The following is a 14,745-nucleotide window of genomic DNA, read 5'->3' on the forward strand; positions in this document are numbered from 1 at the left end:
GTGATGGAGTTCAAGCCCCCGCGCCAAGCATCGCTTCTTGAATGATGGACTGGGCGGAAACGGCATCCTGACGGTCAATCGCGCCAGACAGGCGATTGTCCTGCTCAAGGCGGTCCACGACATCAAGCATGCGCTTGACAGTCTGGATGTTCACCTCGCATTCGTGGACCGGATCGAGTCCGGTCATATCCGGGAATGTGTCGAAGTAGATCGCGCCGTCATAACCGTCCTTGCGGATCTGGCGCAGCAGTTCGATCGTCTGTTGTGTGTGAACGGCGCCGACCATCAGGCCATCGTCACGCTTGGCATAGCCGTCGTTCAGGTGAACGCCGAGAATACGGCTGTAGCGCGCTATCAGCGCCGCCGCGAAGGCCGGCTGCTCATCGGCATAGAGCACATGAGCGAAGTCCAACGTCACACCAAGATTGGGGAGGCCGACTTCCTTGATGGCCAGCAGCGTTGTGGCGCAGTCAGGCATCAGGCTATAGGAGCGCGGCTCGTTCGGCTTGTACTCGATGCTGATCTGGCAATCGGGATCATGCTCGCAAACTTCACGAATTCCAGAAATTTCGTGTTGCCACAAGGTTGCATAGTCGGCCTGGAACGCGTAATCGAATCCATCCTGCCCGAGCCAGATGGTCATCAGATTGCTGCCGGCCTCACGGGTGGCGTCGATGCCCTTCTTCGTCAGGTCGATGGCTTCACGGCGAACCGCTGCATCAGGGTTGGTGAAGGCGCCAATCTTGAAAGCGGGATTAGTGTAGTAACGCATCGCAAAGCCGTTGATCGCAAGGCCCATGTCCCCGATCTGCCGCGCCAATTCGCGCGGGTCTTCGGAGACGTGATCGGGATAATTGAGATCGAGATCCGTCAATCCATCGACCTTTGCAGCACGGGCGACCATCTGCTTGACACTTGGCTTCCCGGAAAGATCAGGCCATTCGGCCTGCGGCCGGGAGGCAAAGGAGTTGAGGCGGGTGGCGAATTTCAATGGGGTCACTGGACTGGGCTCACATCGTTTGGCGTTGCAGTTTACTTCACATAATAATACAATATTGTAAAGTTATGAAATGTTGTGCGGCGCACCATTTCGCGGATCGGGCTCGCCTTCTGTCGGCTACGGGCGCCACGCTATTTCACGGCGCCCGCCGTCAGGCCCTTAACGATGTAGCGCTCGAGGAATATGCCGATGAGCACGAGCGGCAGAATGGCGGCACTGGCGATCGCTGCCATGGACCACCAGTTGATACCCTGCGATCCGGTCTGGCTTGCGACCATCACCGGCAGCGTCTTGGCATCGGTGCTGGTCAGAAGAGCTGCGAAGAAATACTCGTTCCAGCAGAGAATAACGGACAGGATGAATGCCGCGACCATGCCGGGCAGTGCGATGGGCAGCACGATCCGCAGGAACGCGCCCCAGATCGAGCAGCCATCGACAAGCGCCGCCTGCTCCAGCTCCAGAGGGATCGTGTCGAACTGGTCGCGCATGATCCAGATGACGATCGGCAGGACCATCAGCGTGTAGACCAGGATGAGGCCGACAAGCGAGTCCAGCAGCATCAGTTGCTTGTAGAGAACCAGGAATGGCATCGCGAGCACGACCGGTGGCAGGATGAGCTGTGACAGGAAGAAGAAGGAGATGTCCTTGTTGCGCATCCAGAGAAATTTGTAGGAGAACCGGCTGAGGCCGTAGGCCGCGAGCGATCCGAGGACGACAGCGAGAAGCGAGGCGCCCGCCGACGCGACGATGCTGTTGAAGAACCGGCGGATGAACTCGTCACGGACGGTCGATTGCGCAAAGATCGTGTCGGGCGACAGGCCAAGCGAACGCCAGCCTTTCCAGTCCGGCGTAAAATCCACGAAGGGAATGAGGTGGCCCTGGGTCACGTTCACGGCGGTCTTGAATGACGTCGTCACCGTCCAGTAGATCGGAAACAGGGAAACGAAGGCCCAAAAGACCAGGGCGGCGTAGATCAGCATGCTACGGGTCATGAAGCTGGGCAGCGCGAAGCTGCGACGTGCGGGCGCTTTTGGACGTATTGCCCCATGTGCTGTCGACATCGTGTCAGCCCTCAGTTTGTTCTTTGCATCCATCGGCTTGCCCCTTTCAGGATAAGCGCGACGAAAATGATGATGATGACGAGATAGACTTCGGCGAGCATGGTGCCGTAGCCGACATTGGAACGGTCCCGGTATTCCCGAAAGATGAAACTCGAAACCGTGTCCGTCGCGCCGCCCGGGCCGCCTGCCGTCACATTAATGACGATATCGGCGAGTTTCAGCTCGAATATGATGCGCAGGATCAAGGCGGTCATGCTCACCGGCAGCATCAGGGGGAAGGTGATCTCCTTGAACGATTGCCAACCGGTGGCGCCATCGACCCGTGCCGCCTCCTTGATTTCTGCAGGCAATGCCTGCAGGCCGGCCAGCAGCAGAACCATCATGAAGGGAATGGAGACCCACGCATCCATGGCCATGATCGACAATCGCGCCAGCCAGGGGGTGGAGAAGAAGGCGGGATTGTCCCAGCCCAGATAGCGCGCCAGCGTCGCCGCGGGACCGAAACGGTACTCCATCAGCGACTTGCCGATCATCCAGCTGACGGCGACCGGACTCAGCATCAACGGCAACAGAAAAGCGACACGGAAGAACTTGCGTGCCTTGATCTCTGCGTTGAGCAGAAGAGCCAGGCTGAAGGCGATCGCATATTGAACGAGAACCGCCAGAACATAGTAGACCATGTTCAAAAGCGCATTCCAGAAATAGGCATCCGCCAGAAGCGTGCGCAGATTGTCGAGACCGTTGAAGCGTCGTCCCTCGACCGCACTGAGGTTCCAATCGGTAAACGCGATGTAGAGGCCGAAAATGGTCGGAAAGATCACCATGGCGACGGTAAAAAGAACGGCCGGGAGGACGAAGGCCGCGCGCTCGCCCGCCTCACCGCGGATCATCACCTGGGATACGCCGAAGACCACCGCCCAGATAAGATAGACGTAGAGCAGAGGGCGCCAGCTCTCAAAGCCCAACGCGGTGACGCCCATGGCATCGAACGACTGAAGCGCCAGGACCACTAGGAAGGTGATGGTCGCGATCGCCAGCAGAGCCTTGCCGAGCAGGACATGCTTTCCGGCGGGAGCAGCACGGCGCGCTGCGAACGGTTCGTTTGTAACCAGCGTCATTGAGTGAGACATGGCAGCAGACCCTCACGGCCGAAGTTTGAAAATCGTCTCTGCGGTTCCGGCGACACGGGAGAATCATGCCGCCGGACCCCGCGGGGAGCCATGAGGCGATTGACCTCAGGCTCAGACGCCGAGCGATGCATTGTAGAGGGCTATCTGCTTGTCGCGGCCCAGCTGATCGGTGATCTTCTCCCAGGCAACGGCAATCGCATCCGCCCCCTCCTGGGCTGTCATCTGGCCGGCGAACACCTTGGCCAACTCGTCTTCCGCGACGCTGTAATACTGGAAGATGCCGGGGATGCGCGGCTCGATGGCAGCATTGGGGTGGTTGTACGAGTTCGACTGCGAGGCGAGGTAGTTCGAGATGAAGGCCTCGTCGTAGCCAGCCTCGACCCATTCCTTGGTGTCGAACTGGCTCTTGCGATAGCACTGGAAGCCGGACGGATATGCCGCCATCCACAGAGCCAGGTCCTTACCGCCGAGATGGGCCGCCGCGCTCCAGGCTGCCTTCTTCTTTTTTTCGTCGCTGTCGACCCGGGCCATGACGTAGACACCCCATCCGAGGTAGGCCATATTCGGTGCGTGATTCGGACCGCTCGGCAGCTCGTCCCAGTGACCGGTCTTCGAATTGTAGACGTCATCCGAACCAGGCAGGATATCGAAGGCGACAGTGTCGCCGATCACCGACGTGTCGCTGGTGCGCGCGCCCGAGCCGACATCGCCCCACCAGGAAACCATGGATCCGGTACCAGCCAGGAACTGCTGGAAGGCGGTGGTGCCAGGGTCAGCATTGAGCTGATCGCCAGACTCCGACGGCAACGCGTCGATCACGTCCTGAATGGCCCGGACCCAGGCCGGGTTGTTGATCCGCGGCTTCATCGTATCAACGTCGAAGAGCCAGGCCTTGTCGTCCGGATGCTTGGCATAGGCGGTGGCGCGGCTGCCGAGGAAGTAGAAGCCGAACCCACCCCAGGCTTTCGGCGCATCGAGGTAGCCGATCGCTTCCATGCCGCCAATGGTCTTGCCCTTGAGGAATTTGGTGACTTCCTGAACCTTCTGCCAAGTCTTGGGCACGCCCCACTCGCCCTTATGCCCCTCGTCCTTCCAGGCCTTTGCCAGATTGGCATCGGTAAAGTAGTCGGCGCGGTAGTTGAAGTTGTGGCAATCGCCATCGACCGAGATGCGATACGTCTTGCCGTTCCAGGTTCCGACCGGCGCCTTGAGATAGTCGACATAGTCGTCCATGTCGATCTGGGCCTTGACCCAGTCCGGCATCTCGGATGCGAGCCCCTTGCCGCAGACATCGCCTTCGAAAGGCGCCCCCATCTCGAGGATGTCGAAATCCACTGTTCCGGTGGCGATGGCCTGCTGGAGACGCGGATTATAGTCTGCCTGCGCCAGGTCGATCCAAGAGATTTTCGCACCGGTATAATCTTCCCAGGATTTCAGGAAGCCGCGGAAGATCACATTGTGAAGATTCTGGTTGTTGAGCCCCATGAAAGACAGTTCGACGCCAGCGAATTCACCCTGCTTCACGCTGCTCTTGGTCGCGCCGAGGCACAGTTCCCCGACCTTTTGCCAATCCGCATCAGTCGGCGACCCCTTGCCGATGCCGGGAATCTGCAGGATCTTGCTGCGCAAGGACGCGTCCTGCGCGCTGGCGCTGCCGACAGCACCGAGAATGGTGCCGGCGGCGGCAAGAGCCCCCAGACTAGCGCCGGTCTTCAAAATGGCGCGGCGGCTCAGGCCGATCGCCATCATTCTCTCGAAATCACTGACTTTCATAATTCACTCCTCCCGTTGAACAAATCACCACACGTGATGGGTATCGGCCGAGCCCCTGCGTCGCAGGGCATCGGCGAAGCGCTTTCAATCGAGCCGCAATCCGGTTTTCAGATCGAAAAGATTCGCGGATGCCGGGTTTGGCGTCATTGCCATCGGCTGGCCGGATCGGTCCTCCACCCGGTCGCGAAAGACCCCGATAACCTTCTGGTTGCCGATCTGGGCAAAGACCTGCGTCTCCGATCCCGTCGTTTCCACGACAGTGACGTTGGCCGTCACTTCGCCGCCAAGCGCGAAATGCTCCGGCCGGATGCCGTAGAAGGCGGGCCGGCCATCGGAGCCTTCCGGTGCGCGAACAAGCGGCAGGCGGACGCCGTCGTCGGTTTCGAAAAGGGGTGCCCCGGACGTCCGGATGTGGCCTTTCAGCAGGTTCATCGACGGCGAGCCTATGAAATCGGCAACGAAAGTATTGGCCGGCTTGTCATAAAGTTCGAGCGGTGAACCGATCTGCTCGACGCGTCCGTCCCGCAGCACCACGATGCGATCCGCCATCGTCATCGCCTCGACCTGGTCATGGGTGACATAGATCATCGTGGTCGCAAGCCGCCGCTGCAATTCCTTGATCTCCGCGCGCATCTGCACCCGCAGTTTCGCATCCAGATTGGAAAGCGGTTCGTCGAACAGAAAAACCTTTGGATCGCGCACGATCGCCCGTCCCATGGCGACACGTTGTCTCTGCCCCCCGGAGAGTTGACGCGGATAGCGTGCGAGATAGGGAACCAGATCAAGAATCTCGGCCGCTTTTCTCACACGGCCGTCGATATCCGCCTTGGCCTCTCCGCGCATTTTCAGTGCGAAGCCCATGTTCTCGGCGACGGTCTTGTGGGGATAGAGAGCGTAGCTCTGGAACACCATCGCAATGTCGCGATCTTTTGGCGGCAGATCGTTCACTACCTGGCCGTCGATGCGGATATCGCCGAATGTGATCGGCTCCAGCCCCGCGACCATGCGCAGAAGTGTGGATTTGCCGCAGCCCGAAGGACCAACCAGAACCACGAACTCGCCATCGGGTATTTCCACCGAAACCCCATGGACTACGGTCAGGCTTCCGTAGGCTTTGCCGACGTTGACGATATCCATGGATGCCAATGCGAATTCCTCCCTATACGTCGCGCTCCCCACGACGCTTGATCGTCCCTCCAGAAGGCGGCGGCGGGGCGTCCCATCCAGCAACACCCCGCCGGCCGGTCCGCCCTGGGAGGGACATCATTCGGCTAGAAACTTCACATAATGACTCCATAGTGTAAAGTAGTTTATCCCCGCATCCAAAATATTTTTATGCTGCCTCTCATTCTCCGAGTTTTGCTCCTGTTTGTTCCTGTAATAGCCGGTGATTCCCCCTAAATGCCGAATGACGACCCCCTGCTCGACGTTAAAGCATGATTTGCAAACATCACGACGTACGTATACTCTGTGAAGAAAACCACTGCGGCCAAGGGAGGCACCAGGTGCTAAAAGGAATCGATCTGGTCATCAACGCTGAACTGATCCATGCGTTGATGCTGATGGGGCACGGGGACCAGCTGGTCTTGTGCGATATCAACCATCCCGCCCAGACCATCGCCCGGCACACCACCTACGGCCGCCTCATTGACCTCTCCGGCTGTGGTCTTGAGCGTGCAGCGGAAGCGATCCTAAAGCTGTTTCCGCTCGACACATTCGTCGACGCCCCCGTGAAACGGATGCAGGTTGTGGGCGACCCGGAAAAGCAGATGCCAATCTTTTCCGCGATGCAGACGGTTGTCGATCGCGCGGAAGTGCGGCCGATCAGGATGGACGCATTGGAACGCTTCGCATTCTACGAGGCGGCACAAAACTCGTTCGCAATTGTCAGAACCTCAGATCCTGGTCCGTACGGATGCTTTATTTTCAGCAAAGGTGTCATTTAGTCGAACTGACCGCCTTGAACCAATTCGAACTACCGACCGGCACGAAATTTTGTAAGGTACTGAAACACATCCATTTCCTGGTAATTCGAATGACCCATGGTTTTGACGCAACGCAGATTTTAGGATGATGCTCTCGACAAGCGATCGCGCCCCTTATGTGCGCTTAGTTTTCGGCTCGACCATAGCCCAATTGTCGTAAGTTCTCCGCCACCCGCCCTTCGACCGCAAGCGCATCTTCCGACCACAGTTCTGCGATCGCGTCCAATACGCGGTCGAGCTCCCATGGTAGAACAGACCTGCCCTCGATTTGTGTGAATGGTCCGTCAGATTCGGTTAACAGGCGATCACGGGGGATCATTTTGACGATATCCCGGCCCTTCTGACCATAGATCATCCCTGGTCCCACGCTGAACCAACAGCCCATGGAGACGGCGCGATCCAACTCTCGCTTTGTCCCCGAAAACCAATGAAGGATTGGTGTTCCTGCGCCTTTGTGCGCTTCGAGTGCATCCAATACCTGCGTGGCCGCCCGCCGACTATGAATAGTCATTACACGACCGCCCGCCTGGTCGCATAGATCTAAAATGCGATGAAACACCCGCTTTTGCGTTTCCCAATGGGGTCGCAACTCGGGTGAGCCGTCTAACCCGATCTCCCCTACGTATGTGGCTGATGGCAGGAGTCTTTCAAATAAGGGAAGTTCGCCATGGCGTTCATGTGCAATCTGCGGATGCAGCCCAAGCGCCGTTCTGATCCGCTTTGCCTTATGTGAAAGAGCGAGCGTGCCTTCCCAAGCCGAGGGCGTGTTAGTGACAGAGAGAACATAGATATTCCGGTTCACGCAGGACTGCGTGATCGCAACAGGATCCGGGTACAGATCAAGATGGCAATGGAAGTCAATCACTTAACACCATATAGTCGATGCAGCTCACCAAGTTCGTTTAACCCTCGATATAGCATGCCGCGGACACCGTTACGATCACCAATATCCGGAGGCGACAAGGTGTCGCCAAGCCACCGATCGAGGCCGTCAGCTTTCACCGAAGCCAACGCTATGGCAACGGAACGAACATCATCGAACGACGCGTGGTCTTCATCATCCTTTCCCAAAGGCTCGTAGACGTAGTCCGTCGTATCGCGCTTCGTGTCCCATGCGACGAATGCTGCCCGTCTCACTTGACAGGGAACGCAGCGACCGCAGTGCCGGTAATTGAACCGCTGAAAGCGCCCACAGCTGGTCGAATGCGCGGCCTCGGTCTGAAGGAAAATCTGGTCCTTGCATTCGATAAGCATTTCGCCCTTCGTTTTTTGGGCATAGGGATTTTCGATCTTCACGTTGAGGCTTGCGGCATCGAGGATCTTCTGGAACCGCGTTAGGAAGACAGGGTGCGCCGTGCGTGTGCTCAGGCTTCCAAGCCGGGAACCGGTGAGCGGCGGATTGATCGCAATGAACCCATTTTCGCAAACGTAGAGCGGAGCTGTGTTGCCTTTTGCGTATTTCTCCAGCGATGTAGCTACCACCACGCCAAAGGTCAAAAAGATCAGAGAGCGCGCTCGCTGTGACGTTTCCTGCGCGGTGGGGGAAGTCGCAACGTGATTGAGCTGCAGGTGCTTCGTCAGACCAATTTCCTGTGCGAAATCCCGTTGCTTCAGACCGTCCCCTCGAACGTTCTGGCTGACTGCCACCGGCTTCAATCCATCACGAGTCAGATCGATAGCGCCAACGAGACTGTCCAGTCCGCCGGATAACAAGACGACGCAGTCTTCTTTCAGTACCGAAATCTTCCTTGGCGGAGCGGGTAAAACGCCGCCGTCATGAAACCGAAGCTTCCAGCGGTCCGTTGTCAGGAACGCGAGCGCCTGCCGAAATTCGTCGGACATCGTATTCCAGAAAGCTGGGTCGGAAACGGCGACGTCGAGTTCAATCTCTCTAGTCCAGCCATCGGCGCTGTCATCTCGCAGTACCGAAAGGTCGGCGGTGATGATTGAAAGTGCGATCGAAAGCAGATCCCATGCCCGTCGATGGGGGTTCAGTCCCTTTCGCCGAAGCTCTGCCTTGACGGCTTCACCCGCACTTGCCTCCGAGGGGATGCGTGGCTGACCATACAGGACAACACGCAGATCGCCTTCTTCCAATGGAAGCTCGAACGATCCAGGTCCACAAACGAGCCTCATTCTGCGTATCCCTCGAAAACCTGAAAGGTATCCCGTAGTGCATCTCTAACCACCGCGGCGATACGGTTCGAGTTTACGCTCTTGCCCGCCGCTCTGAGTTTGCGAAAGGAAGCAGCTACGGTCTGTTTGATGTAGTCACGCACCTGTTTTAGGCGACTAAGAGCCATTGTGGCGGTGGGCGCTTTCTCGATGATTGTTTTTCCGACATCGAGTTCGAACCGACGAGCAACATCCATTGCGGTGAAACGCTCGATGGCGAATTCACGCTGTTCCGGTGTCAGGGCAGCCAAATCGGCATCAGGGTACTTCACCAAGAGATCCGAAAGCGAGTCCTTGATGGCGGTTCGTTCGGCCTCGGCGTCCTGAGTGCCATCGACGGGTCGAACCGCTTCGACGACAGCATCCATCACCTCGTTCGCGGTGCGGCCCGCAAGAAGCGCCGGATCCAGCGCACTGCCTGCGGGGTGTTGCCCCATAGTTTCGAGGATACCGCCGAGTGCACTGGCGGTGGCAACGGTTCCACCAAATCTGCTGGTCGTCGTCCTCGATCCGCCGTAGCCGTTACGCACGTAGTTACCCAAGCTGCGGCGCATATCACTTAAGTTTCCGGCCTTCGCAAATTCTCCAAGGCTTCGGCGGGTACCAGCGAACCGGTGACCGGGCGCGAGAGGGGCCGCTGGTGGCGGCACGTTAGGCGCAACGGGTTCGTTGGGAGCGGCATCTACCGGCTCCTGCTCTGGCGGATTTAGATCTGGAGCGGGGTCTAGCGGCGCGTCCGGTGGTTGGTCACCCGAAGGCGGATCTTCCGCCGGTGGCGCGGGGGTCCACGCGGGCACCATGGGGACGCCTCCCTTGGGTCCGTTACTCGATTGAGATGTCCCCATTATTGTTCGGCCTTCTCAATCGCTCTTTTGACCACCAGCGGCACACCCGTGCGCTTCCATTTCTCGAAAACGCCGTCCGCCCAAGGCTGGTCTCCGATTTTCGGAACGATCCCCGGGGTAATCTGCGCCGGTGGACGATCGTTCAAAAATGCCGCCAATCGTAGTCCTTGCTGAGGATCGGCTTTCGCAACCGCTAGGCAGGCTTCCAGGATAGCTGGAACTCCCCATTCTTGTTCTTGATGAGCACGGTCCAGGAGACGATCCATAATGATCGAGGTTTCTACGCGCGACACGCGTGCCAATTTGTCGACCAAGGCCGCAGCCATCTCAGGGTGGGTGAGCATTGCGGTCAATATTTCGGCCGCTTCGGTGGTTAATCTGTCACCGGGCGTTATGAGCGGCGCGTGCTCGCGGCTGACATACAAAGCGCCCAACAACTTCGCATCGTGTAGCGGCGGAGGCAAAGCCAGCCATTCCCTCGAGAAAGGAGCATCCCAGGGCGCGGCAAGGCTTAGGTCTTTTCCTTCTGTGGCCGCTTCTTCCCAATCCTTCAGGAATCTGGGTTTGCCGTCATCGTCTTGGCTAACGGCCTTCAATAGTTCGGCGTAAGCCAACGGGCTACCGAGACGTTCGAACAGGAGAAGCTTGGCGAGGACCGCCTCATCCACGCCGACGCCCTGAGCATTGGAGATCGCCATGCGGATAGAAAGTGCATTCAGGAAACGCTTGATCAGTCGGGGATTACCGACGATGCCCGAGGCAGTCGTCATGATAGGCGCAAGCCTTTCAGCCGTATCAAAACGTCCGATAAGATCTGCCGGTATGTTCTCGTGGAGTCCCGTTACATATGCCTTATCGACGCGCGCGCCCTGCCACGTCTTTCGCAACTGATCGATTATTCCAACCCGCAGCTTTTCCTTTACGTCGTCCTTCAAGTCGCTGTTTTCGATGTAGAGCAACATCATGTACGCGCGGACTTCCTGCGTTCCCAAGGGAGGAACGCGGATAGGCACCTGGATCAATTTGTCGAAGTAGCTCGTTACAAGTAGATCGTCGGGAACGCCTTCGAAATGCTTGCGGACGGCGTGTTTGATCATGTCGTTGTCGGCCGCGATGACGAATGCCGTATTTTTCAGAAACAGGAACAGCCGTATGGCCTCAAGGGTCGAGATCGTCGTCTCGGGGAGGCAACGGTCAAGGTCGTCGATCAACACGACAAGAGTTACCCCAAGCTCCTCAAGGGTCTCCTCGAAATTATCCCTGAGGGCTTGGATTTCCTTAGGAGGTGAGGTTTCCTCTGTCGGATTGAGAAGCCCGGAGGCAGCACTTGCCACCTCACCCGCTTTCGATTTGGCGTCTTCGATTAGTTTTTGGTCGACGGAACCACCTAGAAACCGCTGCCCCAGCCCCCACACTTCGCCGATGAGCCCAGTTGGAGGCAGTCCCATCGACACCGCTATCGCCGAGCCGGCAGCGAGCTTCATTGCACGCAGCCAGTTCACGCGTTTGATGAGCGCCTTGGCCTTGTCTACTCCTCTTTCGCGCGCTCTTGCTTCCTGCTCTAGCTTCGTCGCGATGACGTCCATCAATGCGGCGCGAGCGTCGTCATAACCTTGGTAAAGCCAAGCATTGAATTCGACGAAGACGAAGTCCTTCTCGCCTTCTTTCCTCTCTCGGTTAGCGAGGGATGCTTGGGTCAGTTTTATCATGGAGGATTTTCCAATGCCCCATGATCCCGAGACACCGATTGAAATTGGGCGCCCCCGCGCCTGGACGATGATTTCCGCTACGGTGTCGGCCACTCCCGAAAAATTAAGGAAGTCTCTTTCAGTCTCATTATCTGCCCACATTCAAGGCCTCCCACGTCGCGCCTATCGATAGTAAAACCATCGCACCGAAACGTTGCGCCGATGATTCGCGTTACCCTAAATTTGCAACGTATTGTTCGCGCCAAAGCTGTGTCAATTTGGAATTCTTGCGTCGCTGGAAATAGGGAAGTCGATGTATATCGAGAAAGTCAAAATCAAGAACTTCAAATGTTTCGAAAGCTGGTTCGAGGTCGATTTCAATCAGGGCGTCAATATCATTGTTGGTAACAACGAAGCCGGAAAGTCCACACTGCTTGAAGCTATCCATCTATGCCTGACGGGCATGCTGAATGGGAAATACCTGCGCACCGAACTATCTCCCTATCTTTTCAACCGGAAGGTCGAGCGGGCGTATCTTGACAGCATCGCCGCGAAAAAACCTATCGATCCGCCGGAGATCCAGATCGAGCTGTTTTTCGGCGGGGATAGCGATGCGTTGGAAGATCTTCGCGGAAACGGGAATTCCGAGGAAAGCGACAAGGCTCGCGGCCTTCTCTTCTCGATCGAGTTTGACAAGAAATATGACGGTGCCTATGCCGAGCTGCTAAAAAGCGGGGAGATCAACTCGTTACCCTTGGAATTCTATCAGGTGCAATGGTCGGAATTCTCCCGCCAACCGGCCATGGCCCGCACCGTTCCTATAAAGTCGGCCCTCATCGATTCTACGAGCACACGTGTGCAGAGCGGTTCGGATATGTACATCTCCCGCATCGTCAAGGAGTTTCTAGACGACAAGGAACGTGTTGCGATATCCCAGGCCCATCGCAAGCTGAAAGACGCCTTTAAGGCAGATGGCAATGTCGGCGCCATCAATGAAAAGTTGGCGGAAGCGGCGAAGATTAGCCGAAAAAAGGTCAGCATTTCGGTCGATATGTCCTCCCACAATGCCTGGGAAAACAGCCTTATGACGTATATTGAGGATGTGCCTTTCCACTATATCGGCAAGGGCGAGCAGTGCATCGTCAAGACGCGTCTCGCGCTGAGCAGCAAGAAGAATCGCGAAGCGACCGTACTGCTGATCGAGGAGCCGGAAAACCACCTGTCGCACTCGAAGCTCAACCAGCTCATCAGCGATATCAGCACCGACAAGAGCGGCAAACAAGTCATCATGACCACGCATAGTAGCTTCGTCGCGAACAAGCTCGGACTGGACCATCTGATACTGTTGCGGGAAGCGAAGGTCACTCGGATCAAGGATCTGGACGCGAGCGACTTCTTCCATAAGTTGCCTGGTTACGACACCCTGCGTCTTGTGCTGTCGCAGAAGTCGATCCTTGTGGAGGGCGATGCGGATGAACTGGTCGTCCAACGGGCCTACATGGATGCCAACGGGGGAAAACTGCCGATCGACGACGAGATTGATGTCATTTCGGTCGGGCTTTCGTTCCTGCGTTTTCTTGAGCTGGCGGTGGCGCTGAAGATCCCCGTCGTGGTAGCGACCGACAATGACGGGGATGTTGCTGCCCTAAAAGAGAAGTACGCCAAATACCAGGACATCGATCATATCAGAATCTGCTACGACCCTGAGGTGGACAAGGGCGATCTCGTCCTTGGCAAGAAGTCCTTTAACTACAACACTCTTGAGCCGAAACTGGTCAAAGCGAATAACGTTGAGACTTTCAACAAGCTATTCGGCAAAGTCCGTGGTCTTGATGACCTTCATCGTTACATGAAGAATAACAAGACCGAGTGTGCGCTAGCAATTTTCTCGGCAAAAACGAAAATCAATTATCCGAAATATATCCTGGATGCGATCGCCAAATGATGGGCCCGAATAAGCTCGTTATTGCTGCAGCAGGCTCGGGGAAGACCACCTACCTCGTCAGGCAGGCGCTTACGATTGAACAGGAGCGGGTCCTGATCACCACCTATACGGAATCGAACGAAGAAGAGATCCGGCGCAAATTTTTCGAAATCCATGGCTCAGTTCCGGGCAACGTGCATATCCAGACCTGGTTTAGCCTGCTAATCGAGCACGGCATCAAGCCCTTTCAAGGCAAGCTGTTCGATTGGGAAGTTGCCGGCATGCTTCTGGTTTCGCAGAGATCCGGTTTTCGCGGTCGTGACCGGCAAGACCGCCCCGTGTATTGGGGTGAAGAAGATTTCCGGCGCTGCTACTTCGACCGTCGAAATCGCGTCTATTCGGACAAATTGGCGAGGCTGGTGATGCGATGCAACGAGGCAGCAGACGGCGCCGTCATCGAGCGGCTTTCCCGTATTTATCCGTTTATTTTCGTGGATGAAGTCCAGGATCTTGCAGGCTACGACCTCAACATTTTGACCGCTCTCTTCAAGAGCCCTTCTAACGTCGTCATGGTAGGTGATCCCCGGCAGGTCACCTACGTCACTCATCTGGAGGCTCGTCTTAAAAAGTATAGGGATGGGGGGATTGCCGACTTCATTCGGGCGGAACTTCCCCGAAAAGTCACGTGCGATATTGATGTGACCAGCCTCATGGCATCGCATCGCAATAGCACCGCGATCTGCGAACTATCGTCGAAGCTCTATCCAAAATTGACGGCAGCGACTGCATGTAAATGCGCCGACTGTAGGCAGCCGGTCCCTGATGATGCGGGTCTCTACATCGTCCGACGTAACGATCTGCCACGCTATCTCAAGACCGGACGACCGGTACAGCTGCGATGGAGTTCCGCCGTTAAGGTTGCATCTGCAGCACTGCCGTCGCTTACGTTCGGACGCTCCAAGGGGCTCGGTTTTGACCGCGTCATTATCTATCCGACGAAAGAAATGATGGACTGGCTGAAGGGCGCCCAATCGGCGTTGAAAGCCGAAACCCGTGCAAAACTCTATGTTGGCCTAACCCGCGCAAGGCATACGGTAGCGGTGGTCCATGACCTTGCCGATGGTGAAGTCGTTCCAGGATTCACATTGTTCCAGTAGCGAAAAT

At 56.9% G+C, this 14,745-nt stretch carries 12 protein-coding genes; 3 read left to right on the forward strand and 9 right to left on the reverse strand.

What is annotated here, in order from left to right:
* Positions 1-10: 10 nt before the first annotated feature.
* The 5 genes from J2J99_RS31100 to J2J99_RS31120 form a co-directional block, all read right to left on the reverse strand.
* On the reverse strand, positions 11-991 hold the full coding sequence (locus J2J99_RS31100; RefSeq protein WP_168301011.1) for a sugar phosphate isomerase/epimerase family protein: 981 nt from the start codon (positions 989-991) through the stop codon (positions 11-13).
* Between the two features lie 140 nt (positions 992-1,131).
* A complete protein-coding gene (locus J2J99_RS31105; protein ID WP_246590488.1) occupies positions 1,132-1,992 on the reverse strand; it encodes a carbohydrate ABC transporter permease in 861 nt (286 codons plus the stop codon).
* 80 nt (positions 1,993-2,072) lie between these two features.
* Positions 2,073-3,191, reverse strand: a complete 1,119-nt coding sequence (locus J2J99_RS31110; RefSeq protein ID WP_246638661.1) for a carbohydrate ABC transporter permease — start codon at positions 3,189-3,191, stop codon at positions 2,073-2,075.
* A gap of 111 nt (positions 3,192-3,302) precedes the next feature.
* Positions 3,303-4,964, reverse strand: a complete 1,662-nt coding sequence (locus J2J99_RS31115) for an ABC transporter substrate-binding protein (RefSeq protein WP_168300958.1) — start codon at positions 4,962-4,964, stop codon at positions 3,303-3,305.
* Between the two features lie 84 nt (positions 4,965-5,048).
* Positions 5,049-6,110, reverse strand: a complete 1,062-nt coding sequence (locus tag J2J99_RS31120; protein ID WP_168300960.1) for an ABC transporter ATP-binding protein — start codon at positions 6,108-6,110, stop codon at positions 5,049-5,051.
* A gap of 359 nt (positions 6,111-6,469) precedes the next feature.
* On the opposite strand from J2J99_RS31120, the gene J2J99_RS31125 reads away from it, so the two are divergent.
* On the forward strand, positions 6,470-6,910 hold the full coding sequence (locus J2J99_RS31125) for an RbsD/FucU family protein (RefSeq protein ID WP_168300962.1): 441 nt from the start codon (positions 6,470-6,472) through the stop codon (positions 6,908-6,910).
* Positions 6,911-7,073: 163 nt separating this feature from the next.
* Here J2J99_RS31125 and qatD read toward each other — a convergent pair whose 3' ends face one another.
* The 4 genes from qatD to J2J99_RS31145 all read right to left on the reverse strand — a co-directional run bounded on the left by qatD (position 7,074) and on the right by J2J99_RS31145 (position 11,819).
* On the reverse strand, positions 7,074-7,814 hold the full coding sequence (qatD, locus tag J2J99_RS31130; RefSeq protein WP_168300964.1) for a Qat anti-phage system TatD family nuclease QatD: 741 nt from the start codon (positions 7,812-7,814) through the stop codon (positions 7,074-7,076).
* Positions 7,811-9,085 carry a Qat anti-phage system QueC-like protein QatC gene (gene qatC / locus J2J99_RS31135; protein WP_168300966.1) on the reverse strand — a complete coding sequence of 425 codons (1,275 nt, stop codon included), beginning with the start codon at positions 9,083-9,085 and terminating at the stop codon, positions 7,811-7,813. Before qatC ends, qatD begins: the two co-directional genes overlap by 4 nt.
* Positions 9,082-9,678 carry a Qat anti-phage system associated protein QatB gene (gene qatB / locus J2J99_RS31140; RefSeq protein ID WP_246735430.1) on the reverse strand — a complete coding sequence of 199 codons (597 nt, stop codon included), beginning with the start codon at positions 9,676-9,678 and terminating at the stop codon, positions 9,082-9,084. Before qatB ends, qatC begins: the two co-directional genes overlap by 4 nt.
* A 290-nt stretch (positions 9,679-9,968) precedes the next feature.
* Positions 9,969-11,819, reverse strand: a complete 1,851-nt coding sequence (locus J2J99_RS31145; RefSeq protein WP_168300973.1) for a KAP family P-loop NTPase fold protein — start codon at positions 11,817-11,819, stop codon at positions 9,969-9,971.
* Between the two features lie 151 nt (positions 11,820-11,970).
* On the opposite strand from J2J99_RS31145, the gene J2J99_RS31150 reads away from it, so the two are divergent.
* Positions 11,971-13,602 (forward strand): ATP-dependent nuclease, encoded by a 1,632-nt coding sequence (locus J2J99_RS31150; RefSeq protein ID WP_168300974.1) that lies wholly within the window; start codon positions 11,971-11,973, stop codon positions 13,600-13,602.
* Complete coding sequence (locus J2J99_RS31155) at positions 13,599-14,738, forward strand: UvrD-helicase domain-containing protein (RefSeq protein ID WP_168300977.1); 1,140 nt, start codon at positions 13,599-13,601, stop codon at positions 14,736-14,738. The genes J2J99_RS31150 and J2J99_RS31155 overlap by 4 nt, the downstream gene beginning before the upstream one ends.
* The last annotated feature ends 7 nt before the right edge of the window (positions 14,739-14,745 follow it).

This window comes from Rhizobium binae, from assembly GCF_017357225.1.
GTDB classification, from domain to species: domain Bacteria; phylum Pseudomonadota; class Alphaproteobacteria; order Rhizobiales; family Rhizobiaceae; genus Rhizobium; species Rhizobium binae.